Origin of the sequence: Ensifer adhaerens (genome assembly GCF_002007205.1) — a bacterium.
GTDB classification, from domain to species: Bacteria; Pseudomonadota; Alphaproteobacteria; order Rhizobiales; family Rhizobiaceae; genus Ensifer; species Ensifer adhaerens_D.
Window position 1 is genome coordinate 195,886 of record NZ_LAZS01000009.1, and the last position, 23,671, is coordinate 219,556.

At 64.1% G+C, this 23,671-nt stretch carries 15 protein-coding genes; 3 read left to right on the forward strand and 12 right to left on the reverse strand.

Translation table 11 applies throughout. The features are described 5' to 3' along the window. The 5 genes from XB14_RS21645 to XB14_RS21665 all read right to left on the reverse strand — a co-directional run bounded on the left by XB14_RS21645 (position 1) and on the right by XB14_RS21665 (position 7,907). Positions 1 to 1,710: an ABC transporter permease gene (locus XB14_RS21645; RefSeq protein WP_077963865.1), complete on the reverse strand. Its 1,710-nt coding sequence runs from the start codon at positions 1,708 to 1,710 to the stop codon at positions 1 to 3. A gap of 122 nt (positions 1,711 to 1,832) precedes the next feature. Beyond that, on the reverse strand, positions 1,833 to 3,152 hold the full coding sequence (locus tag XB14_RS21650) for an ABC transporter substrate-binding protein (protein WP_060643977.1): 1,320 nt from the start codon (positions 3,150 to 3,152) through the stop codon (positions 1,833 to 1,835). A gap of 158 nt (positions 3,153 to 3,310) precedes the next feature. Next, positions 3,311 to 4,651: a sigma-54-dependent transcriptional regulator gene (locus tag XB14_RS21655; protein WP_077963867.1), complete on the reverse strand. Its 1,341-nt coding sequence runs from the start codon at positions 4,649 to 4,651 to the stop codon at positions 3,311 to 3,313. Beyond that, complete coding sequence (locus XB14_RS21660) at positions 4,648 to 6,552, reverse strand: ATP-binding protein (protein WP_077963869.1); 1,905 nt, start codon at positions 6,550 to 6,552, stop codon at positions 4,648 to 4,650. Before XB14_RS21660 ends, XB14_RS21655 begins: the two co-directional genes overlap by 4 nt. After that, a complete protein-coding gene (locus XB14_RS21665) occupies positions 6,552 to 7,907 on the reverse strand; it encodes an ABC transporter substrate-binding protein (protein ID WP_179119637.1) in 1,356 nt (451 codons plus the stop codon). Before XB14_RS21665 ends, XB14_RS21660 begins: the two co-directional genes overlap by 1 nt. A 512-nt stretch (positions 7,908 to 8,419) precedes the next feature. On the opposite strand from XB14_RS21665, the gene XB14_RS21670 reads away from it, so the two are divergent. Beyond that, on the forward strand, positions 8,420 to 10,234 hold the full coding sequence (locus XB14_RS21670) for an ABC transporter ATP-binding protein (RefSeq protein WP_077963873.1): 1,815 nt from the start codon (positions 8,420 to 8,422) through the stop codon (positions 10,232 to 10,234). 56 nt (positions 10,235 to 10,290) lie between these two features. Here XB14_RS21670 and XB14_RS21675 read toward each other — a convergent pair whose 3' ends face one another. The 4 genes from XB14_RS21675 to XB14_RS21690 form a co-directional block, all read right to left on the reverse strand. Continuing rightward, the gene (locus tag XB14_RS21675; protein WP_077963875.1) at positions 10,291 to 11,505 is read right to left on the reverse strand and encodes a TIGR03862 family flavoprotein; all 1,215 of its coding nucleotides are present in this window, start codon (positions 11,503 to 11,505) and stop codon (positions 10,291 to 10,293) included. Between the two features lie 89 nt (positions 11,506 to 11,594). After that, positions 11,595 to 12,668 carry an amino acid ABC transporter permease gene (locus XB14_RS21680; RefSeq protein ID WP_077963877.1) on the reverse strand — a complete coding sequence of 358 codons (1,074 nt, stop codon included), beginning with the start codon at positions 12,666 to 12,668 and terminating at the stop codon, positions 11,595 to 11,597. Further along, positions 12,665 to 13,855 (reverse strand): amino acid ABC transporter permease, encoded by a 1,191-nt coding sequence (locus XB14_RS21685; protein WP_077964054.1) that lies wholly within the window; start codon positions 13,853 to 13,855, stop codon positions 12,665 to 12,667. Before XB14_RS21685 ends, XB14_RS21680 begins: the two co-directional genes overlap by 4 nt. Before the next feature lie 20 nt (positions 13,856 to 13,875). Continuing rightward, entirely contained in the window at positions 13,876 to 14,919 is a 1,044-nt protein-coding gene (locus XB14_RS21690; protein WP_077964052.1) for an amino acid ABC transporter substrate-binding protein, read from the reverse strand. Positions 14,920 to 15,265: 346 nt separating this feature from the next. Here XB14_RS21690 and XB14_RS21695 point away from each other — a divergent pair, with 346 nt between their 5' ends. Beyond that, the gene (locus XB14_RS21695; protein WP_234804118.1) at positions 15,266 to 16,372 is read left to right on the forward strand and encodes a DUF930 domain-containing protein; all 1,107 of its coding nucleotides are present in this window, start codon (positions 15,266 to 15,268) and stop codon (positions 16,370 to 16,372) included. Between the two features lie 199 nt (positions 16,373 to 16,571). Here XB14_RS21695 and XB14_RS21700 read toward each other — a convergent pair whose 3' ends face one another. After that, complete coding sequence (locus XB14_RS21700) at positions 16,572 to 17,774, reverse strand: MFS transporter (RefSeq protein ID WP_143348485.1); 1,203 nt, start codon at positions 17,772 to 17,774, stop codon at positions 16,572 to 16,574. Positions 17,775 to 17,882: 108 nt separating this feature from the next. On the opposite strand from XB14_RS21700, the gene XB14_RS21705 reads away from it, so the two are divergent. Continuing rightward, positions 17,883 to 18,821 (forward strand): AraC family transcriptional regulator, encoded by a 939-nt coding sequence (locus tag XB14_RS21705; protein ID WP_077963883.1) that lies wholly within the window; start codon positions 17,883 to 17,885, stop codon positions 18,819 to 18,821. Between the two features lie 118 nt (positions 18,822 to 18,939). On the opposite strand, the gene XB14_RS21710 is transcribed toward XB14_RS21705, so the two are convergent. Together XB14_RS21710 and adiC are read right to left on the reverse strand one after the other, a co-directional pair. Beyond that, complete coding sequence (locus XB14_RS21710; RefSeq protein ID WP_179119638.1) at positions 18,940 to 21,738, reverse strand: autotransporter domain-containing protein; 2,799 nt, start codon at positions 21,736 to 21,738, stop codon at positions 18,940 to 18,942. A gap of 355 nt (positions 21,739 to 22,093) precedes the next feature. Further along, positions 22,094 to 23,659 (reverse strand): arginine/agmatine antiporter, encoded by a 1,566-nt coding sequence (gene adiC, locus XB14_RS21715; RefSeq protein ID WP_077963887.1) that lies wholly within the window; start codon positions 23,657 to 23,659, stop codon positions 22,094 to 22,096. Positions 23,660 to 23,671 lie beyond the last annotated feature (12 nt).

The window sequence follows — 23,671 nt, forward strand, 5'->3', positions numbered from 1 at the left end:
TTATTTTGCCGTCCCGAGCGCCTTCTGGCGGCGCTCGATGACGTAGTGGGACAGAAGCGTGCAGAGCGCGACCATGATCACGGCGATGACGCCGAGGGCTGCACCCGGACCGCGACCGGCCGGCGATTGCATGAAGACATAGAGACCGTAGGCGATCGGTGCGTCCGAATTGCTCTGGATCAGCATCAGCGTCGCCGACAGTTCGACGGCGGCGGTCGAAAAGCTGGTGACGAAGCCGGCGAGCAGGCCACCGGTCATCAGCGGCAGAACGATGCGGCGGATCGTTCGTTGCTTGGTGGCGCCGAGGTTCTCGGCGGCCTCTTCGAGCGATTCCGACACCTGCTGCAGTGCGGCGTAGCAGGCCCTCAGCGCATAAGGCAGGCGGCGGATGGCAAGCGCCAGAACCACCATCACCCAGAGGGTTGCGAGCGGCGTGCCGTCGGGCAGCGTGATGCCGTAGAAGGTGCGGAGATAGCCGATGCCGAGCACGACGCCGGGGATGGCGAGCGCTGCTGTTGCCGCCCAGTCGAGCCAGCGACGGCCGACGACCTTGGTGCGTAGCACCAGATAGGCGATGGCGCCGCCGATGACCACGTCGATCAGGCCGGCAAGGCTCGCATAGATCAACGTGTTCTTGATGTAGAGCGAGCTTTCGCCGAAGACCCGGCCGTAGTGGGCGACGGTATAGGCGTCGGGCAGCGGGCTGAACGACCAGACCGTTGCGAAGGAAAGCAAGAGCAGGCCGATATGCGGCGACAGCACGAGCAGCAGGATCAGCGCGACGACGCCATAGGCGATCGCACTTTCGCCGCGGCTGAGCTTGCGCCTGGAAAGGCCGCCACCGCCGCGCTGGACGGTCGAATAGTCCTTGCCGCGCATGGCGACCGCCGAAAGCCACATGGCGAAGATCGAGACCGCGATGAGGATGACCGAGATCACATAGCCCATCGGGTCTGTGAGGCCGACGGAGGTGACGCGGAGATAGGCCTGCGGCGCCAGCATGTCCTTGACGTTGAGGAGCAGCGGTGTCGCCAGATCGTCGAAGACCTTGACGAAGACCAGCGAGGCGCCGGCGAGATAGCCGGGCATGGCGAGCGGGAAGACGATGCGGCGGAACAGGCGAAAGCCGGACGAGCCGAGGTTCTGGGCCGCTTCCTCCATCGACCGGTCGATGTTGCGCAGGCTGGTCGACAGGTTGATGAGGATGAAGGGGAAGTAGTGCAGCGACTGGACGAAGATGACGCCGTTCAGCCCCTCCATGAAGGGGATGCGGATGCCGAACCAGTCGTTCAAGAGCAGGTTCACCGTGCCGTTGCGGCCGAAGAGCAGCTGCATCGCCACCGCGCCGACGAAGGGCGGCATGATCAGGGGCACGAAGCCGAGGGTCTGGATAACAAGCGAGCCGCGAAAGTCGAAGCGGGTCGTCAGCACCGCGAGCGGCAGCGCAATGGCACTCGCCCAGACGACCGACATGCCGGACACATAGACCGAATTGAAGAAGGACCGGCGGAAGAGGTCGGTGTTGAAGAAGTCGATGAAGTTGACGATGGTCAGCGCACCGGTGCCCTTCTCGGTGAAGGCGGTGTAGATGATCGTGCCGGCGGGGATGACCAGGAAGATCGCCAGGAACAGGGCGATCACCGAGACCGCCAGGATCTGGCCTGGTTTGGCCGCGGCGGGCCTGATGGGAACGGAAGCGACGAGCGCCATGGAGCAGACTCCGGAGTGAGTTCGGCCAGCCCGGCGCGCAAAGCGCGCGCCAGGGTCGGCGAAGCTATGATGTTTTGGGAGCATGACCGCCCGCCAGTTGGGCAGGCGGTCGCTGTCGCGCGTTAGTCGACGAGGTTCAGTGCTTCTTCAGCCTTGGCCTTGGCGGCGGCATATTTCTCCGTCGCGAACGCGGCCCACTTCTGCTCCAGTTCCGCCTGGCGTGCGGTCTTCTCTTCGCCGCCGGTAAAGGCGTCGCGCGTTTCTTTGCTGGCTGCCTCCTCCGCCGTGATCGGCATGGCGGCAGCCAGGGCCTTGGCTTCGTCAAGAAGCGCGCGGGCCGCCGGCTGTTCGTTGGCAGCGAGCGCCTTTTCGGCCGCATGGATCGCCTGGGTGGCGCCCTTCAGGTTTTCGAGCTGGAAGGAGATGAGCTGGTCGAACAGCGTGTCGACGACATCCGTGCGCTTCTTCGAAACGTCGCTGTCAAAGGTGATCATCGACTGGAAACGCGGATCCTTGAACGGGTTCGGGAAGCCTTCGGGCGCCTTCGCATAAAGCGCTGGGTTGATCGGCAGGCGACGGATCGCCGGCTCGAGCAGGACTTCCTGGCCCTTCTCCGACAGGATGTAGTTGACGAAGGCTTCAGCGCCGGCCTGGTTCGGGGCATTGGCGACAATGCCGATATTGGCCGGCACGACCGTCGTGACCGACGGATAGGCGAAGCTCACCGGGAAGCCGCTCGCCTGGGCCGAGAAGGCGAAGAAGTCGATGACTATGCCGATGCCGGTCTGGCCCGAGTTGACGGCGTCCGGAACGCCGAAGGAGCGCTCGGTCACCTGCTGCAGGTTGCCGCCGATGCCCTTGAGCGTGCCCCAGCCCTTGTCCCAGCCTTCGCCCTGCAGGATCGTCTCGATCGTCAGGTGCGTGGTGCCGGAGCGCGACGGGGCGGCGATGGCGACGTGGTCAAAGTATTCCGGCTTGGCGAGGTCGCCCCATTCGGCCGGCTTCGGCAGGTTGTTGGCTTCCAGGTAGCGGTCGTTCGACATGATGCCGTACCCCGACGCGGCAAAGCCGAAGTAGAAGCCGTCCGGATCGTTGACCGGATAGGAGCCGACTTTTTCGGGCAGGCCCGTCACCGACGGGGTGAACTTGGCCAGGAGTTCCTTGCTCTTCAGGCTGTCGAAGGCGTCAGGCGCCGACGCCCAGAACAGGTCGACCTGGTTGTTGACCTTGGTCTCGTCGATGTATTTCACGCCCGAGCTGGTGCTCTTGTTCTGGACGTCGAGGGTGAAGCCGGGGTTGGCGGCCTCGAAGCCCGCTTTGAACGGATCGGTCACGTCCTTGGAAAACGAGGTGACGATCGTCACCTTGCCGCCGTCCTGGGCGTGCGCCGTCACGATGAACGCAGCCGACATCAACATCGCTGCTGCGATGGTTTTCAACATAGGTATCTCCTCCCAATAGACCGCCGGTTGTTGGCGGCTGCCTTATGGAGAGCAAGGCCCGTGCCAGATCAGGATGCCCGTGATTCCGGGCGTTTCATGCTGAAAATGGGAAAGAAAGGTAACATTGCGGCCGGGACAGCGGGGTCAAAAAGGTAACATCACCCCTCGTCGCCGTCGCCCCGGGCATCGATGTCGAACTTGCGCATCTTCAGATAGAGCGTCTTGCGGGAGATGCCGAGCGCATCGGCGGTGGCTCCGACCCGGCCGTCGTTTCTGGCGAGGCTGTTGACGAGGATGGTTCGCTCCAGTCGGTCCATCTGCGCTTCCAGCGTCTCGTCATCCGCGGTCGCGGGGGCAGTGCCGACGTGCTCTTCGAGCCCGAGCACGAAGCGCTCGGCGACGTTGCGCAGCTCGCGCACGTTGCCGGCCCAGGGGCGGGCGTTGAGGTCGGCGAAAAGATCGGCGCCGACGGGCGGCGGCGTGCGTCCCTGGCGCTTGGCCGCAAGGCCGAGGAAGTGCTGGAACAAGAGGCCGACGTCGCCCTTGCGGCGCGCGAGCTGCGGCAGTTCGACCCTGGCGATATCGAGGCGATAGGCGAGGTCCTCGCGGAATTCTCCTCGCCGGGCGGCGTCGTGCAGATCGGCCTTGGTCGCCGCCACCACGTATATGTTGACCGGCAATTCGACGTTCGAGCCGAGACGTTCGATGACGCGCTCCTGCAGGACGCGCAGCAGCCGCACCTGGGCTGCGAGCGGCATTGATTCGATCTCGTCAAGAAACAGCGTGCCGCCATCGGCATATTCGATCTTGCCGATGCGCTTTTCCCGCGCGCCGGTAAACGCGCCGGCCTCATGGCCGAAAAGCTCGGATTCGAGCATCGTCTCGGGGATGGCGCCGCAGTTGACGGCGACGAAACGGCCCTTGCGACCGCTGAAATCGTGCAGCGCCCTTGCCGTCACTTCCTTGCCGGTGCCGGTATCGCCGATGATCAGAACGTCGGCGCTGGCGGCAGCGATGCGCTGCAGCTTTTCGCGCAACGCCACCATCGGCGCCGAATGTCCGATCAGCCGCGTCTCCCAGCCATCCTTGTCGACCGACAGGCGCAGCCGCCGGTTTTCAAGCAGCAGGCGCCGGTGTTCACGGGCGCGGCGCACGGTCTCGATCAGGTGAACCGGATCGGCCGGCTTTTCGAGGAAATCCCAGGCACCTTCGCGCATGGCGCGCAGCGCCATCGGAATGTCGCCGTGCCCGGACATCAGGATGATCGGGATGTCGGGATCGATCTTGCGCACGGCCGCGACCAGGTCGAAGCCGTCATGATCGGGCATGCGGACGTCCGAGACGATCACCGTCTCGCTGTCGGCGCGAAGGTTCGCAAGCGCGGAGACGACGGAGGCGTGCGGGGCGACGCTGAAGTCCTCGAGTTCGAGCACCTGGCAACAGGCCTCAAGCACGCTGGCGTCGTCGTCGATCAGGATGATGTCCGCTTCCGGTCTCATTCCGGTCCTTTCAGGGATACGAGGAATCGTGTGCCGGTCGGGCCGGTGTCGAGGATCGTGATATCGCCGCCGAAATCCTTGACGATGTTGTAGGAGATCGACAGGCCAAGACCGAGCCCCGAGCCCACCGGCTTGGTGGTGAAGAACGGGTCGAACACGCTGCTCAGATTCTCCGGAGCGATGCCGTGCCCGGTGTCGCCGACGATCAGCCGGGCGTTACCGTCGGTCGCATCGACCGCAACGCTGACGCGGCGCTCAGGACGGTCGGTGACGGCATCAAGGGCATTGCCGATAAGATTGACGGCGACCTGTTCGAGCCGCACAGGCTCGGCCATTACCATCACTTGATTGTTCTGTGGCACGGTGAGGTCGAGCTCGACGGCCTCTTCCTCGAACCGATGTTCGAGCAGGCTCAATGCGTCGCGCGCCGCGGCAAGGAGGTCGACCGGCCGCAGCTGCGCGTCCGGGCGCCGGGCGAAGCGCCTGATATGGCTGATCTGGTCGGCCATGCGTCCCGTCAGCCCCTTCATCTTCTCGAGGTTGTTGGCGGCCTGGTCGCCCTTGCCGCGCCCGATCAGGGTGGCGGCGCTGTGGATGTGGGCGCGAAGTGCTGCCAGCGGCTGGTTGAGTTCGTGACCGATGCCGGCCGCCATCTGGCCGAGTGCGGCGAGCTTGGCCGATTGTACCAATTCGTCGCGGGTCTGGCGGAAGAGGGTCAGGGCGCGGGAGAGGTCGCCGAGCTCGTCGGCTTGCGCAGGCGGGATCGGAGCGGCCGGGCGGCCGCCGCTGATGGCGCCGGCGGCTGAGGCCAGCAGGCGGATGCGGGCAATGAGGTTCCGGTGGACGTAGAAGTAACCGATCGCGGTTGCGACAAGCACCGAGAGGACGGCGATCGCCACCAGCAGGCTGCGCCCGGTTTCGATTGCCGCGGCAGCGCGCCGTGCGGCCTCGCCGGCGCTCGCTTCGATCGCGACCACCTCCGTCTCGATCTTGCGTCCAAGCTCTTCGACCAGCCGAGCGTTTTCGCCGGCAAGCTGGGCAAGGGTTCCTGCCTGCAGCATTTCCGAGCGTTTGCGATTGGGTATGCCGGTCGCGGCGTTGGATTGGTCGAGAATCCGCCGGGCGAGTTGCCGAACGGTGATGCTGTCGGGCCACCCGTCGAGAGAGTGGATGCGGCCTGCCAGTTCGTCGGCACTGTCTCCGAGGAAGGCGTTGGTCTCCTGCATCTCCTCCTCGGTCGTGGCGTTGACGAGCCGGCCGATCAGTCCTGTCGCGAGATTTGCCTGGGAGACGACCGTCAAAAGCGCTTCGCTTTTCTGCTGCTCGGCAAGAGCAGCCGAGCCCTGTCCGTTGCGTGTTTCCGTCTCGATGTTGAAGCGGATATCGTCGACGAGCGGGTCGGCCTCCTCGAGAAGGTCGGCCTGCACCCAGCGCAACTCGTCGATGTCGGAGCGCATCGCCTCGCGCAGCGTGAAACGCTTGCCGGCGGCAAGGTCCATTTTTTTCAGGTTCGCCGCGATCGCCTCGGAAAGCGGCAGCAGCGCCGCGGTGCCGGGCTGGGCGGCATTTTCTTCGAGCAGAGCGCGCAGCGTCGCGAGCCGCATGGTGTATGTGTTGCGGATCTCGTTGTAATCGGTGCGGCTCTCGGCGCCGGCCAGTACGGCTGTCACCGAGCCGATGTCGGCGCCGGCCTTCGACAGGCGCGAGGCAAAGGCAAGCTGCGGCATCTGCTCGTCCGTCATGCGCGACAGTTCACCGGACAGCCGTTCGTAGGAAAGCCAGCCGACGATACAGGCGACGACCGCAAAGCCGACGATCGCGACGAAAGCGAGCACGAGGCGGGCGCCGATGCCGAACCGCCATTGCGGAGACGATGCCGTCGTTTCCAGCGTCCTGTCCATCATTGCCGCCAAGGGTGGAGGTTGATGCTGCCGCCGGGGCGGGAGGCCGAAGAGAGAAGCCCTTCCGCTTCCGCAAGGTTCTGCTCGATCCTTGCCCGCAGCCGGCTCGCCAGTTCTGTGTGGGCGGCCGAGCGGGCAACGCCGCGCGGCCACTCGCCTTGGAGCGGCGCCGCGACATTCGCGATCTCGCTTGCAGAAAGAGGGGGTGTTGCCAACAGGCGCCGCGCTCTTGCCAACATGCTCAGCCGCTGCGCGTCCTTTATCTCCATTGTCTCCAGCTCGGCGACCCTCTTCCACAGCCGGGCGAGCGTCGCCCGGCGGCGCACGATATAGTCGTCGAAGATCAGGTTGACGAGACCATATCGGCGAGCCGACAGCGCCGCGTCGAAGCCTCCGGATTTCAGCAGCCGCTCGCCGTCTTCACGCGGCAGCAGGCCACGGTTGAGTGCGGGGTCGACGGGAATGCGGGCAATCGCCGGCGACAGCAGGAGTTTTTGGCCCGGCTCAGAAAGTACGAAATCGACGAAGCGCTCCGCGGCCGGGACGTTGCGCGCCCGTGACAGGATGGCGATGCTCGCCGGCACGAACACGGTGTCGGGCGGCAGCACGAAGACATTGCCGGCGCTGGCGAAATCCGGCGTGGTGGCGAGGAAATCGATGGTGACGCCGATGCTGAAGCGTCGCTGCGCCACGCCGGAGGCAACGCCGAAGCTGCGGGCGGTGACGGTCGAGAGATTGCCGCCGAGCTTCGACAGCATTGCCCAGCCTTCCTCCCAGCCATAGGTTTGCAACAGAGCTTCGACGATCAGATGCGTCGTGCCGGAACGCGACGGTGTGGTGATGCCGATCTGGCCCGAATAGACGGGGTTCAGCAGATCCTGCCAGTTGCGTGGCGCCGGCAGGTTGTTCTTGGCAAGGTGGGCAGGGTTGTAGACGAAGCCGTAGCCCGACAGCGCGAAGCCGAGGTAGTAGCCTTCCGGGTCGTTGACCGGATAGCCGAAGATCCTGTCGGCTGCTCCCGTGTTGCGCGGAGCGATCGGGCGCAGGCTGCCGTTGCGTTTCAAAAGCTCGAACGCATCGGCCGCCGATGCCCAGAAGATATCGGCCGGCACGTCCGCCTTCTCAATGACGAAGCGGCTGGCGCTCGCCGTGTTGCGCTGCACGATCGTCACCCGCATGTCGGCATTGGCGCGTTCGAAAGCGGCGCGAAAGGGCTCGAAGAAGGAGGGCGGGTAGGAGGTGACCACCACGAGTTCCTGCTTCTCGACAGCACGCGCGGGCCCCGCAAACGCCATGAAGCCAAGGGTGATCAGCGGCAGCAGGGCCGCGACGATATCGAACCGGAACCTTGTCAATTCACTCCCACCGCGCATCGCCGTCCGGTCATTGCCGGTGCCGGTTGTCGCGGACCCTCCCCAAGATGCCGCCGTTTCGTGCATGCACGGTCGGCGATCGCGGCGTACTCTGCTACGAAGAGCCCACCGCCGTAAACCCCGGGAGGCATGTCGGAGACTGTTGCAAACAGGTCGCAGCCGCGACGATTGGCGCCATGGCAAGATTTCTGCACTTGGCGGTTGCGCGCGATTCGCCTATAGGTCGTCTTCCGGCAACCAATCAGGGAGGTTTCAAAAGATGCCAGCTTTTTCTTTCTCCCTACGGGGCGGCGTGCAGTCTTGAACTGGGCCGGGAAGGGCATTTTCGCCTTTCCGTCTTTTCCAGGTCGGATTTCGTTTCGCTGACCTTGGCCCTTCCTCTCCTGAGGATACGGTCACTCTAATGATGCCGCATCGGAAGCTGGGTTCCTTTTAACGGCATATTCCATCCTGATCTTGTTTGAGGCCGATGCGTCGCGCATCGGGCGATTGTTATGGCTTTTACTCGTATTGACCTGCGCGGTGGTGCGTTCCGCAGCGTTCTTGGATTCACCTGGTCCCACTGGAAAGCGCAGCCGCTGCGCATCAGCGTCATTCTAGGCATGGTTCTCTTGTCGACGCTCGCTGACGTCCTGACGCCGCTCTATTCGGGCCGGCTCGTCGACGCCGTCGTTTCCGGTGTGGCGACCGATCAGCTTGCCTGGGATGCGGCGCTTGCCGCCTTCTGGATGCTGATGGCGCTGTCGCTCGGCGCGATCATTCTCAGGCACTTCACCTTCCTGGGGGTCACCGATCTGACCCTCAAGATGATGACCGACATCGCGTCGGCTGCCTTCTACCGCATCCAGCGCTTCTCGACCGACTGGCATGCCAACAGCTTTGCCGGATCGACGGTGCGCAAGGTGACGCGTGGCATGTGGGCGCTCGATCTCTTGAACGACACCTTGCTCGTCGCCCTGTTTCCGTCCGTCGTGATGCTGGTCGGATCGACAATCCTGATGTCGTTCTACTGGCCGATGATGGGCGTCATCATCGGTATCGGGTCGATCGTCTTCATCCTGATGACGATCGTGCTGTCGCTTGGCTACGTCGCGCCGATGGCAAGCCTTGCCAACCGGTGGGACACCAAGCTCGGCGGGGCGCTCGCCGATGCCGTGAGCTGCAACATCGTCGTCAAGGGTTTTGGCGGCGAAAGCCGCGAGGACGCACGCCTTGCCAAGGTGCTCGCCAAATGGCGTGACCGTACGCGCCGCACCTGGATCCGCGGCACGACCAACGGCACGTCGCAGGGCGCCATGCTGCTCATCCTGCGCGCGGCGGTGATCGGCTTTGCGCTGTTCCTCTGGTCGAAAGGCCAGGCGACGGCCGGCGACATCACCTTCGTGCTTACCTCGTTCTTCATCCTGCAGGGTTACCTGCGTGAAGTCGGGCAGCACATCCGCAACCTGCAGCGCTCGATCAACGACATGGAAGAGCTTGTCGACATCCATGGCCAGTCGCTCGGCATCGACGACAAGGCGGATGCCAAGCCGATCCGCATCACCGACGGCCGCATCGATTTCAAGGATGTGACGTTCCACTACGGTGCGCACCGCAAGCCGCTCTACGACCGCTTCTCGGTGACGATCCGGGAGGGCGAACGCGTCGGTCTTGTCGGGCACTCAGGTTCGGGCAAGACGACCTTCGTCAAGCTGATCCAGCGTCTGCATGACCTGAAAGCCGGCGAGATCCGGATCGACGGCCAGGACATCGCATCGGTGACGCAGACGTCGCTGCGCCAGCAGATCGCGATCGTCCAGCAGGAGCCGATCCTGTTCCATCGCTCTCTGTCGGAGAACATCGCCTATGCGCGACCGGACGCCACGCAGAGCGAGATCGAGAAGGCGGCGAAGCTTGCGAGCGCCCACGACTTCATCACGTCCCTGCCGAAAGGCTACGGCACGCTGGTGGGCGAACGCGGGGTCAAGCTCTCGGGCGGCGAGCGCCAGCGCATCGCCATTGCCCGCGCGTTCCTCGCGGACGCGCCGATCCTGATCCTCGACGAGGCGACATCGAGCCTCGATTCGGAATCGGAAGTGCTGATCCAGCAGGCGATGGAGCGGCTGATGCTTGGGCGCACGACGCTCGTCATCGCGCACCGGCTCTCGACGGTCCGGGCGCTCGACCGGCTGCTGGTCTTCGACCACGGCCGGATCGCCGAGGAGGGCACGCACGACGCGCTGATCCGCCTCGACGGCGGCATCTACCGCGGTCTCTTCGAGCGCCAGGCGCTGGAGCTGACCAAGGGACTGGTGCTGAACGACCAGTAAGCACGTCGGCGTGCCTACTAAAACCAATCGCCGCGCCTACTAAGGGCGCGGCGATTTTATACTCGCCGGGCAAGCCAGCGGTCGATGCCGCGGGCAGCCGCACGGCCGGTGGCGAAGCAGGCGCTCAGCAGATAGCCGCCGGTCGGCGCCTCCCAGTCGATCATCTCACCGGCGACGAAGGTGCCGGGCAGGGCCCTCAACATGTAGTCGTCATCGATTGCGGACCAGGTCACGCCACCGGCAGACGAGATGGCCTCGGCGATCGGGCGGGGGCGCTTGAGCGGGATCGGCACAGCCTTGATCAAGGCGGCGAGATCGAGCGGCGCCAAACGCGCGGCATCGGGCGAAACCTCGCGCAGCAGCGCCGCTTTCACCCCTTCGAGCCCGGCCCCCTTGCGCAGGCGGTTGGAAAAGCTGGTCTTGCTGTCGAAGCGGCCAAGATCTTTCGCCAGTTTCTCGACGGTTCGTCCGGGGGCGAGGTCGATCACCAGGTTGGCCGTTTCTCCGCGCGACAGCCGGTCTCTGAGCGCGCTCGTATGGGCGTAGACCAGACTGCCTTCGATACCGCTCTTGCTGACGACGAATTCGCCCGGGATGGTGCCGGCTTCTGAAGTCGCGGTAACGGCCTTGAGCGCCGCGCCCGCGAAACGGTCGCGGAAGGTTTCGCTCCAGTCGACATCGAAGCCGCAATTGGCGGGCTCAAAGCCGGCAACAGTCACGCCCCTCTCATCCAGCCAGGGGATCCAGGCGGCATCGGACCCAAGGCGCGGATAGCTGGCGCCGCCGAGCGCGAGCAACGTCGCATCAGCACTGACCTGCTTTTTGCAATCGGGCGTATCGAAGACGAGCTCTTTGCCCTGAAATCCTGTCCAGCGGTGTCGGGTCAGGATCTTGACGCCACGGCCTTCGAGCGATTTCAACCAGGCGCGCAACAGCGGCGACGCCTTCATAACCTCGGGAAAGACCCGGCCCGAAGAGCCTACGAAGGTCTCGGTGCCGAGCGCTTTCGCCCATTGCCTGACATCGTCGGGCGTGAAGCCGTCAAGGGCCGAACGCAATCGGGACGAGGCACTGCCGAAGCGCTCGGCGAAGGCGGCGTAGTCTTCGGAATGGGTAATGTTCAGGCCCGACTTGCCGGCGAGCAGGAACTTGCGCGCGACCGTGGGCATGCTCTCGTAGACGGTGACGGCGTGGCCGCTCTCAGACAGGACCTCGGCGGCCATCAGCCCGCTTGGCCCGCCGCCGATAATGGCGATGTTGTTTTGTCCCATGCGCTTGCCCGGTCACAGTTTTCACGTTGCCGCACTCTTGGCCCGGCGACGTGCGGCGCGCAACCCCGCCCCGGTGCCCGAGTGGTGCGCTAGTGACGATCGGAGGCCTTGAGTTTCCTCTCCAGCCACAGGCTGTAGCGCGAGCCGGTGAAGCAGATCGCGAAATAGGTGAGCGCTGCAAAGATATAGGCCTCGCTGTAAAAGCCGAGCCAGATGGGATCGGTTGCCGAAGTCTTGGCGGCATTCAGGAGATCGTGGATGCCGATGACGGCGAGCAGTGAGGTGTTGAGCACGATGCCGATCGACAGGTTGACGATCGCCGGGATGACGGCGGTCAGCGCCTGCGGCAGCACGACCAGCCGCAGCATCTGGATACGGCTGAAGCCCAGCGACAGCGCCGCCTCCATCTGGCCAGGCGGGATCACCTGCAATCCGGCGCGGATGACTTCGGCGAGGTAGGCGGAGAAGAACAGTGTGACGCCGATCTGGGCGCGGAGCAGCTTGTCGATCGCAGCCCCGCTCGGCAGCGCCATCGGCACGATCAGCATCGCGACATAGAGAACGGCGATCATCGGCACGCCGCGCAGCACTTCGATGAAGGCGATTGCCAGACACCGCACGATACCCATGTCGGATTGGCGGGCAAGCGCCAAAGAGAGGGCGAGCGGGAAGGCGAAGGCGAGGCCGGCGATCGAGACGGTGAGGGTGATCGGCAGGCCGCCCCAGTGATTGGTCGATACCGGTTCCAAACCTGATGCCCCCGCCATCAGCATCCAGATGCCGACGAGAGCCAGCAGCGAGATAGGCACCAGGCGGTAGCTCCAGAAGCGGGGAAGGGCGGAGAGCGTCAGGAGCGTTGCAATGAGGGCGAGAACCAGCGCCGGGCGCCATTGCAGGTGAGGCGGGAAGAAGGCGAAGAGCATGAAGCGAAACTTCGCGCCGACGAAGGCCCAGCAGGCACCGGCCGTTTCCCCGGCGCAATCGGCCGCCGTGCCGGTCCAGACAGCATCGATGACGGCCCAGCGGACAAAGGGGAGAGCAAGCCAGAGGATTGCGGCGAGGGTGGCAAGCGTGACGAGCCCATTGGCCCAGCCGCTGAAGAGGCCTTCGCGCCAGCGCTGCCAGTCGGGTGCTACGGGCGGTGCGAGTTCGATCTGGCTCATCGCTTTCCTTCTCCGCGCAGAACCACCCGTCGGTTGTAGAGGTTCATGACGGCCGAAACCGCAAGGCTGATCGTCAGGTAGACGGTACCGATGATGATGATCGCCTCCAGCGCCTGGCCAGTGGTGTTGGCCGTGGTGTTGGCGACGCTGACGAGATCGGGGTAGCCGATCGCGACCGCGAGGCTCGAGTTCTTGGTCAGATCGAGAAAGCTGGAAATCATCAGCGGCGTGATCACCCTGAGCGCCTGCGGCAACACGACGAGGCGCATGATTTGGGCGGGCTTCAGGCCCAGTGCCCGGGCGGCCTCCCATTGCCCTGATTTCACCGACTGGATACCGCTGCGCACGATCTCGGAGATCGAGGCCGAGGCGTTGACGACCAGGCCGATCAGCAATGCCGCGAATTCCGGCGTCAGCGACAGGCCGCCACGAATGTTGAAGCCGCCCTTTGCAGGCACTTCGACCGAGGCGCTGAAGCCGAGGGATACGAGAGCGAAATAGAAGATTGCCAACGCGCCGAGTACGGTGCCGGCGGTTTTCGGCAGATAGAACGTCGCGCCCGCCAGCAGGCGCCTGGAAATGACGAGTGCCGCGAAGACGGTCAGGAGCACCGCGGGCAGCCATACGGAGGCCGGCAGGCCGTCGACCGAAAGCGAGGGCAGAAAGACGCCGCGATTGCTGAGATAGACGCTGCCCAGAAACGTATAGGCGCCGCGCGGCGGCGGCAGCGCGTGAATGATAGCGCTCCAGAGAAACAGTTGCAGCAACAGCGGCGTGTTGCGCAAAAGCTCGACATAGCCGTGAACGAAACTCGCCAGCAGCAGATTGCCTGAGAGCCGGGCGATCCCAAGCGCGACGCCGAGCACGGTTGCAAGCAGGCAGCCGACAACCGCAACCTTGACGGTGTTGGCGATGCCGGCGCCAAGCGCCCGGGCATAGCTGTCACCGGCGGAATAGGAAAGCACACTCTCACCGATCTCGAAGTTTGCCTGATGAGAGAGGAAGGCGAAGCCGGGCGTCAGTCCCATGCGGTGCATGCTCTCGGCGGTATTTTGACCGAGAAAGACGAAGAGCAGAAGTACGCCGAAAAAGAGCGCGAATTGCTGCAGCGGCTGCGGCCCAATCCAGGTGCGCAGGCGCGAGACAGGTCCGGGCCCCGAGGGGCCCGGTTGGAGTTGGCGTGTCATGGGAAGGACCATGAACCGGCTCAACGGAACGGCGGCGAATAGAGCAGGCCGCCCGCGGTCCAGGGCTGGTTGTAGCCACGCTCGAAGTTGAGCGGCGTGCCTTTGCCGACGTTGCGCTCGAAGATCTCGCCGTAGTTGCCGACGGTCTTTACGATGTTGTAGGCGAATTTCGGATCGAGGCCGATCGCTTCGCCGAGCGACGGATCGACGCCGAGGAAGCGCTTGATCGCCGGATCCTCGCTCTTCAAGAAGGTGTCGACGTTCTCCTTGGTGATGCCGAATTCTTCCGCCTGGATCGTCGCGTAGACCGTCCAGTTGACGATTTCGAGCCACTGGTCGTCGCCGGCACGGATCGCCGGCGCCAATGGCTCCTTCGACAGCCGCTCCGGCAGCAGCACATAGTCGTCAGGCTTGGAAAGCTGCGTGCGCTTGGCGGCAAGGTCGGTCGCATCCTGGGTCAGCGCATCGACGCGGCCGGAATCCAACGCCTTCAGGAACTCGCCGGTCTCCTCGATCGTGACGGGCGTGAAAGCCTTGCCGGTCTTGCGGAAGAAGTCGGCGATGTTGAGTTCGCCGGTGGTGCCGCTCTGCACGCCGATCGTCGCGCCGTCGAGTTCCTCGCCCTTGGCTACGCCAAGGTCCTTGCGCACCAGCAGTCCCTGGCCGTCGTAGAAGACGACGGGGCCGAAATGGAAGCCGAGCTTGAAGGCGCGGCTCACCGTCTGGGTGACGCCGGACAACAGGATGTCGAACTCGCCCGATTGCAGCGCCGGCAGACGCTGCTGCGGCGACGAGTTGGTGAACTCGACCTTCTCGGCATCGTTGAAGACGGTGATGGCGATGGCGCGGCCGAAATCGACGAAGAAGCCCTGCCAGCGGCCGTTGCTGTCGGGTGAGAAGAAGCCCGGCGTGGTGCCGACGCCGACCTTGATGACGCCGCGCGCCTTGATCTTGTCGAGCGTTTCGCCGGCAAGCGCCGAGGTGGCGATGAGGCCCGCCGCCAGCGCCGCGGTTGCGGCAAAGGCTTTTGTGAAAAGTTTTCGGTGATTGGAATTTCGCTGCATGTAGGCCCCCAAGCCAAAAAAGAATGTCATTGCGCGCCACCGGCCAGAACCGCTCGAGGCGTGTTTAAAAATTAAATCTATAGAAATTATATAATAGGTATTTTTGTGCGAAATTGGCGTGGGACCCGAAACAGATTTCGCCGCCTCGTTTTTGCCGGGAACGTTTTTGACAAGAGACCATCAGTAGACGGCAAAGCGGCCGCGCAAGGTGTGGATTGCATTCGCCATCGATCGATGGCCCGCAGACTGCAGCGCGGATCTCCGGCTGTAGATGCTGGCTGAGCCTCTTGTTGAGATCGGTGGAAGCTCCTAGGTTCCGCCCGTCGATTGGTTTATCTCCTTGGCGATGCAGCTTTTTGCGGGAAAATGGCGGGAACGGATGGGATGGGGCGCGCCGGTGTCGGTCGCGCTGCACCTCGTCGTTGCCTTCTTCCTGCTGTTCGATCTGCCGCTGGAACTGCCGAAGCCGCCGAAGGAACAAACGGTCAACGTCGAGCTCGTTCCGCCGCCTGCAGAGGCAAAGGAGCCGAAGAAGGCCGAGCAGAAACAGGCAGAGCAAAAGAAGGCGGGACCGAAAAAAGGCGAAGAGAAGAAGGCTGAACAGCCAAAGCCGCAGCCCAAACCCAAGCCCCAGCCGAAGGCAGACCCGAAGCCGCAACCCAAGCCGGCGCAGCAACTGCCGCAATCCTTCGCCTCGGCCATGGCCAAGACCAAGCAGGACAACAAGGAGGCAGAGCTTCCGCCGGCTGCGCGCGCGACGGAGAAAAAGACCGAGGCTTCCGAGCCGGCAAAGGCCGTGGATGACAAGGCAAAGCCGGCGGATAAGCCGGCAACGGTGTCGGCGAAACAGGACGAAGCGCCGGCACAGCAAAAAAAGCCGTTGCCGACTTTGGCTGTGCCGGGGAAAACACCACAGGCGGCGACGGACCAAAAGCCGCCCGTGACGGTGGCCGAGGCCAAAACTGAGGCGAAGGACGTGCAAAGATCTGGGGCCGAGCCGCTCGGGGATAAAACCAAGATGAAACCGACCGAAGCTGCGGCAAAGGTCGATTTAGTTCCCGCGCCAAGCAAACTGACAGAGGCCAAAGTCCTTTATTCGGAGAAGGCAATTACCGACCCGCGTTTCAAGCAGGCGCTGCTCCAATTGCCACTGAAGGTGCGGATTAGGCAGCTTTGCACCGGCGAGGCTTTCGAACAGATCCGGCACCAGCGTCCGAATAATCCGCCCCAGGGGCTGGTGCCATTCGGCCCCAAGGGAGGGTTCATCTTCGAGAACCGGATGGACGCCAGCGGCGGCGCCTATCACAACAAGTCGAATTGGTATGATGTCGATTTTAAGTGCCTGCTCAACGAGGATGCAACGGAGGTGATCTCCTTCAGCATCGCCATCGGCAACGACATCGTGCCTAAGTCGACATGGAAGGAACGTCGCCTGCAACAGCCACCGGGCTGATCCTTTGACGCCTCATACGGAATTGCTGGCAGCGACGCTCTTGCAGCCGCTTCGGACCTATCATCCGCGGCAGTCCCGTGCCTCCGTCTAGGCCGGCACCCGCCGAACGCGTGCCTTGCACGGTTTCGCCTGCCGAGCCTTTGGAGACCCGGCAGGCTCAGATGCGAGTTGCCACTCCCGCACTGATCTCTTGGGTCAGCTACTCCGCCGCTTGCAGTGCGCGCTCGCGATAGACCGAGACCAGCGAGGTCCCGAGCATCGCGGCCACCGCTGCAAAGAGGAAGACGCCGGCCGGCCCCTGCAGTTCGACGAGCAGGCCGCCGAGGATTGCGCCGGTGGAAATGGCGATCTGGAAGGTGGTGAGCGTTGCAGCGCCCGCACCTTCGGCCTCGTCGCCGGCCGCCCGGCTCAGGAACGACTGGACGCTGACCGGCAGGGCGCCGAAGGCGAAGCCCCAGGCGGCCGTCGCGACGATGGCGACAGCCGGCAGCGCGCCGGCAAGCGCAAGCACCAGAGTGGTGACGGCGACGCCGGCGGCGGCCGACATCATCGCTAAGCGCGTGCTGCGCTCTGCAAGGAAGCCGCCGGCAATGTTGCCGAAGAAGCCGCCGACGCCGAAGGCAAGCAGGATGGCGGTAATGCCTTCGACGCCGAACTGCGGCACCTGCTCAAGGAACGGGCGAACATAGGTGAAGCCGGCAAAGTGACCGGTGACGACGAGCAGGATCGTTGCAAGGCCGAGCCGGATCGCCGGGCGCTTCAGGACGTTGAGGATAGTGTCAAGGCCGGTCGTCCCCTTCGGCGGCAGGCGCGGCACGGTCAGCGCTTGGACGATGAAGGTGACGATGCCGACGGCGGCGGCAAGCAGGAAGGCATAGCGCCAGCCGAGCGTCGCGCCGATCCATGCTCCGACGGGAGCCGCGCAGACCGTTGCGATCGATACGCCCGACATCACGATCGCCATGGCTCGCGGCATCAGCCGGCCGGGAACGAGCCGCATGGCAAGCGCCAGCGACAGCGCCCAGAAACCGCCAAGGCCGATGCCGAGCAGGAAGCGGGCGACGAGCAGCATCGAAAGGCTGGATGCGAAGCCGGCGATCAGGCTGGAAACGATGAGAAGTGCTGTCAGTGCCAGAAGGACGTTACGCCGGTCGAAGCGACCGGTATAGACGACGATCGCAGGGCCGGCGATGGCCGCGACGACGGCCGTTGTCGTCACCGATTGCCCGGCCGCGCCAACGGTAACGCCGAGATCAGCCGACATGGGCGTGAGCAGGCTTGCCGGCAGAAATTCCGCTGTAACCAGACCGAAAACGCCGAGCGACAGGGACACGACAGCGGCCCATAGCGGTTTTTCTTGTTCATCCGCCTCGCCCGTGGGCCGTGCGACGATGCCATCCATAATTTTCATCTCCATTGCAGGTAGTGATGAAGATATGCATGGCCAGATGGAGTTTCTATGCTAGAAAATCCAAAACACTATGCCGTTTGTCCAAAGCTGGAGTGGCCCATGACCGATGCGCTGACCGACATCCTACGCGGCCTGAGACTGGACGGAGTGGAATATGGGCGTTGTCAGCCCTGTGCGCCATGGGCAACGTCTTATCCGGCCCAGGAACCGGCACGTTTTCATTTTCTGGCGTCCGGTTCGGCCCATCTTCAGATGCCCGACGGCACCTGGACTGAATTGGCGCCGGGAGATGCCGTGCTACTGCCGCGCGGCGACGCGCATGTGCTCGCCAGCAAGCCCGGCCTGCCGACGATCTCCATCCGCGACCTGCCGAAGCGGCAGCTTTGCGACGGCATCGTCGACGTGCAGTGCCCCAACTCGGACAGCCAGAACCTTCTGTTTTTCGCGGTGATGCAGTTCAACGTCGACCGGCTGCACCCGCTCCTGCAACTGATGCCGTCGGTGATGCGCACGAGCGACCTTGCCTCGAGCGAGCCGTCGATCCCGTCGCTACTCGATACCATGACGCGCGAGGCGGCGATGCAGCGCGTCGGCTCGGGCGGCATCCTGGCGCGGCTTGCCGACGTGCTGACCGCCACGATCATCCGCGCCTGGGTCGAGCATGGCTGCGGCACGGCGACGGGGTGGCTCGCCGCGGTGCGCCACCCGGAAGTGGGCCGGGTCCTTGCCGCCATTCACCTCGACCCGACGAAGGACTGGACGGTGCCGGAGCTTGCCAAGTTGATGGGTGCGTCGCGCTCCGGCTTCGCCCAACGTTTCGCCGATACGGTCGGCGAAACGCCGGCCCGTTATGTCGCCCGCATGCGCATGCACCAGGCGCATCAGTGGCTGCGTGAAGGAAAGCGTGTCGCCCATGTCGCCAACCGTCTCGGTTATGATTCCGAGGCGTCGTTCAGCCGCGCCTTCCGCAAGATCATGGGCGCGCCGCCAAGCCATTCGCGAAACCTGATGTCGGCTCCCGAGCAGATCGCTTCCTGAACCGCGCGGCGCCGACGGGCATTAGAGCGCGTCGCGACCTTTCAGATTCGCGCTTTAAGTGATTGATTTGTCGCATATCGTCGTCGCAAAACCGCTGCGCACTTTTGGGCGACATGCTCTAGAACCTGACGGCCAGATCGGCCCGGACGCCATGGTCCTGCGCCGTCGAGGCGATCTGCCCCTGATAGGAGATGCCAAGCGTTGCCGCAGGAGTGACGGCGAAATCGACGCCGGCCTCGATGAGGGCGCTGTCGCGCGCGATCGGCGCGCCAGCGACGGAGAAGGCGTCGCTGCCCGCAAACGCTTGAACGACCGCCGGCGTGACATCGCCATAGGCGTGCCGCCAACCGACGAGGCCGCGGGCGGTGGCCTTGGCCGGTCCGAGCGCCAAATCGGTCGCGAGGCGCAGGCCGAGCGTGGTGAAGGTCACGTCGTCGGATACTCCGCGCACGGAAAGCGCCGCCGCGCCGCCCTTCTCCGTGAAACCGTCGGTATGCACGTTGACATAGGCGAGGTTGGCAAAGGGCTCGAAAGAGAGACCGTCCGCCTGCAAGCCGTAGCCGAGTTCGCCGAATACCTGGGTCGTGCCGGCGCGATAGTCCGCGCTCAGGCTGTCGACGAGCGCCGGCGAGAGGATATTGCGGCTGCTGTCGATATCGCTCCAGGTATAGGCAAAGCCCGAGCGGAACGACAGGACGCCCCACTGCGTGCCGCCATAGGCGCCGAGATGGTAATTGTTGCTGGAGGCCGAAGAGCGGCGGTCGTCGACCTCGAAGCTCGACGAGCTGTAGCCGCCGAGGAAGCCGAGCCTCCAGTCGTCGTTGACGAGGCCGTCCAGACCGACGACGAAACCGCCGGTCGAGCGCGACTGCCTGGCGGTGTCGCCGTTGCCATCAGTATGCCCCCAGGAGCCGAAGGCCGAGCCCCAGGCACCGAAGCGTTCCGCAGTCGCGATCGACCCGGTGGTGAGATCGTCCGTCGCCACGATCGGCAGCGCCTTCGCGCCGACGGTCTCGAAGGCCGAGCGCAGCCGGTCGTTCATCTGGTTGCCGACGACCTGGCTGTTCTCGATCAGGCCGGTCACGGTCGAGCCGTAGACCTCGCCGGGAAGCTGGCCGAAAAGGTCGGCGGCGATGCCGGCATCGAGCGTGACCGCGAGATCGTGGAGCGATCGGCCGATACCGAGGCGCTCGATCGCGGCGGCGGCTGCCGCCCCGTTGCGGGTTTCCGCCAAATCCGCGAAGGCGACGCCGTTGCGGGTGACATCCAGATAGACGGCGTTGGGGTCGTAGGACAACGTGAGATCAAGGAAGGCATAACAGCCACAGTCATCCTCGAAACGCCCGGTTACGCCGCCAAGGGCGGAAAGGATGGTATGGCGGCCGTCGCCCTTGTAGTCTTCAGGCCTGATCATGACATCGACCGCACCGGCGATATCGGCCGTGCCGGTGACATCGAGCCGGCTAGTGCCATCGGGTGCGTCGAGATTGACGAGGAACCAGGCATCGCGCGACTGGCGATAGTTGCCGTCTACTGTGAGGGTGCCGCCCTTGCGACCCCAGCCAGGATTGACGGCACCGCGATTGTCGACGTTGCCACGGATCGTGCCATTGCCCGAAAGCATGCCGCCACCGTCGACGAAAGTCTCAGAGGCAATGCTGCCGCCAATCGCCAAGATGCCGCCATCGATGCGCGTGGGGCCCTGATACGTACTGTTCCCGGTCAGCTTCAATACGCCGTCACCTGATTTGATCAGCCCTCCGGCACCGGTGATGTTGTTTGACCACTCGCTTTCGCCATCCTGGATCGTGATATGGAAATCACCCCAGTCGAATTTTCCGGGGCCGCGCACTGCCCGGCCGGCGCTGACCATGCCGTAGCCAAACACAGGGTCGACGCCCGGACGACCATAATCGGTGGCCGTGCCCAGCAAGACCTGCCTGATCTGAGCCATGGTCATGTAGGGAAACGCCTGCGCGACCAGCGCTGCCGTCCCCGCGACGAACGGGGCGGCCAGCGATGTGCCTGTTTGCTTGCTGTATCCGCCGCCAGGAGTGGCGACGAGAATATCGTCCGCATCTCCCACCCACGCCCATTCGCTCTTCTCCTGATCCCATCGCCAACCGTCGGTGCCACCGGGGGCGGCAAGGCAAAAGTTCAGGGCGACGCCGCACATGTTCGACCAAACTGGCATTTGCCATGGGCCCGTCGCCACCACCGCAAGCCAACCATGCTCCAGTTCGGGAAAGAGGTGCGGAAGACCAGCCAGCGCAGACGGCTGAGTATTGCCCTCGTTCATCGCTGCGAAGACGAGCAGCGCTCCTCGCGAAACGGCGTAGCGATAGGTTGATAGATTTTCTTTGATATCTTTCTCGATATCTTCGACGGTGACGTCTGTAATGAACCTTCCGCCATGGCTGTTGTTGAAGATCCGAACGCCTTGGTCGACAAGTTTACGAATGCCATAGTTCGTGGCATCAAAATTGACCTGGCCGGGGTTGCCCGATCCCCCTATGGAAACGATCGTCGCGCCAGGGGCAATGCCGTGCATGCCGATCCCATCGCGATTGGCAGCGATGACGGAGGCTACGGACGTCCCGTGACCATCGGAGTCGAGATGCCATGGCTTTGCCGGATCGTAGGTTATTCCCTCCGCATAGCGTCCAGAAAATTCCGGGTGAGTGATGTCTAGTCCGCTGTCCACCACGCCGACCTTGATGCCGCTGCCGTCGTAACCGAGCATGTAGGCATATTCCGCATGGATCGCCGCTAGCCCCCATTGCGCGTTGAATTCCGGCGTTCGCCATGTCGCGGGATCGCGGGGATCGCCACTGTCTGCGGCGAGCGCGGCAGATGACAAGGCGGTCGACAGCGTCAGCGCTGCCAGGTGGATGACGGTGCGGAAATTCTTGTTCAAGGTAGGTCCCCAATGGCCGGCGACGTGGCGCGGGGGCGCAAGACGTTGAAAGGACATGGAGTTCACGGCGCGAGCCGCGCGAAACTATCCTTGGGAACCGGCCAACGAAATACGGCAGTTGCCGTAGTTCGTGTCGAACTGCCGGTCGAATTGCGGGGGGTATGGTCCGTCGAGCTCGCTGGTCGTGACTGCACGCCGTGCCTGCAATCGATCGCCGTTTCGACGCACGGTCCGTTGCCGCCCACTTGAATCCTCTCGGCGGTGCTTCGCGTGCCATCACGTTCAGCGATCCCCCGAGAATAGCTTCATGGTCAGAAAGGGCGGCGGACCTGGGCCACCGCCCCCTTGTCCCTGACTATTGCGCCGGCTGGCTTTCTGCCGGAAGCACGGCCGCCGGCGATCCGGGCGCGGGCTGAACGGTGCTTTCCACCGGCGGTACCGGCGAGCGGGTGCGCAGCGTTTCGGCGCGATGGCGGCCGACCGAGACCCAGAACAGCGCGACGAGGGCTGCGACCGTCACGGTCACGGTCACATAGCGGATCCAGGTCGGCGCGTGGCCGCCCGGGTCGATGTGCTTCTCGTCGATCTCGCGCTTGCGGGTGATCGCGGCCGAGTAGAACACGATCGTCGAGATCACGAAGATCAGCGACCAGCGCGTCTGCTCGCCATCCGAGCCGATCAGCGCCACCAGGCTGTAGATCGCCGCCGCCAGGCCGATGATCACGTACCAATTGTAGGTACTTGCCGGCATCTTCTTGTAGCCGAGCACCTTGATGGAGATCGCCGAGTAGATATAGGGCAAGAGCGTCATGATCACCGCGATCGAGGCGATCTTGCCGAACTGCTCGCTGGCGGTCGGCGACATCGTCGCGAAGACCTGCACGGTCATGATGACCGCAACGATCGCAAGGCCCGCCGAGGGAACACCCTTGGAATTGACCTTGGCGAAGATCGAGCCGAAGAGGCCATCATCGGCTGCGGCTTTTGCCGTCTGTCCGACGAGCAGCGTCCATCCCGCAAGCGACCCGAGGCAGCCGAGGGCCGCGCAGATTGCGACGACGGCGCCCGCCGTATCGCCGAGCGCCAGGCGCGCTGCATCGGCAAAGGGTGCGGAGGATGCGATCAGCTCCTTGTTTGGAATCATGCCCATGATCACGGTCGAGGACAGGATGTAGGCGACGGCGGCAAGGATGACGCCGCCGACGGTGGCGATCGGTACGTTGCGCTGCGGGTCACGCACGACGCCGGCCGAGACCGATGCGCTTTCGACCCCGATGAAGGCCCAGAGCGTGAAGTTGAGCGTCGCCATGATCGCCGCCCAGCTGTCCTTGCCGGATACGTTCCAGCCCTCGGAGAAGGTTGCCGGCGAGAACCAGAACCAGCCGAAGATCGCCATGCCGAGGATCGGCACCAGTGCGAAGGAGGTGGTGAAGGACTGCAGCCGTCCGACGACGTTCGGCCCGAGGATGTTGGCGTAGGTGAAGAACCAGATCAGCGCCACCTGCGCCAGCGCCGAGACGAGCGGATCGCGCAGCATCGGGAAGAAGGCGGTGAGGTAGCCGAGGCCGGCGACCGCAAGGCCGACGTTGCCGACCACATTTGCCAGCCAGTAGATCAGGTTCGTCTGGTAGCCCATATAGTCGCCGAAGGCCTTGCGCGTATAGGCGTAAGGTCCGCCGGCGGCGGGATCGATCGCCGCCAGCTTGGCAAAGGTCAACGCCAGCGCGATCGCTCCGGCAATCGTGATCAGCCATCCGAAGACGGCGATGGACCCGACTGCGGCAAGGTTCGCCGGTAGCATGAAGACGCCCGAGCCCATCATGTTGCCCGCGACCATCAAGGTCGCGGGCACGAGCCCGATCTTGGCGGAGTCCGCCACACCCGAGGATGTGGCTTTGGATGCGGTATCGACAGCAGCCATGTTTGTCGCTCC

Coding starts and splice junctions, on each gene's coding strand:
- XB14_RS21700 (WP_143348485.1), bottom strand. CDS start 17,774: ATGGATGGCATCGTCGCACGGCCCACGGGCGAGGCGGATGAACAAGAA.
- XB14_RS21690 (WP_077964052.1), bottom strand. CDS start 14,919: ATGCAGCGAAATTCCAATCACCGAAAACTTTTCACAAAAGCCTTTGCC.
- XB14_RS21650 (WP_060643977.1), bottom strand. CDS start 3,152: ATGTTGAAAACCATCGCAGCAGCGATGTTGATGTCGGCTGCGTTCATC.
- adiC (WP_077963887.1), bottom strand. CDS start 23,659: ATGGCTGCTGTCGATACCGCATCCAAAGCCACATCCTCGGGTGTGGCG.
- XB14_RS21685 (WP_077964054.1), bottom strand. CDS start 13,855: ATGACACGCCAACTCCAACCGGGCCCCTCGGGGCCCGGACCTGTCTCG.
- XB14_RS21645 (WP_077963865.1), bottom strand. CDS start 1,710: ATGGCGCTCGTCGCTTCCGTTCCCATCAGGCCCGCCGCGGCCAAACCA.
- XB14_RS21680 (WP_077963877.1), bottom strand. CDS start 12,668: ATGAGCCAGATCGAACTCGCACCGCCCGTAGCACCCGACTGGCAGCGC.
- XB14_RS21705 (WP_077963883.1), top strand. CDS start 17,883: ATGACCGATGCGCTGACCGACATCCTACGCGGCCTGAGACTGGACGGA.
- XB14_RS21655 (WP_077963867.1), bottom strand. CDS start 4,651: ATGAGACCGGAAGCGGACATCATCCTGATCGACGACGACGCCAGCGTG.
- XB14_RS21660 (WP_077963869.1), bottom strand. CDS start 6,552: ATGGACAGGACGCTGGAAACGACGGCATCGTCTCCGCAATGGCGGTTC.
- XB14_RS21670 (WP_077963873.1), top strand. CDS start 8,420: ATGGCTTTTACTCGTATTGACCTGCGCGGTGGTGCGTTCCGCAGCGTT.
- XB14_RS21695 (WP_234804118.1), top strand. CDS start 15,266: ATGCAGCTTTTTGCGGGAAAATGGCGGGAACGGATGGGATGGGGCGCG.
- XB14_RS21675 (WP_077963875.1), bottom strand. CDS start 11,505: ATGGGACAAAACAACATCGCCATTATCGGCGGCGGGCCAAGCGGGCTG.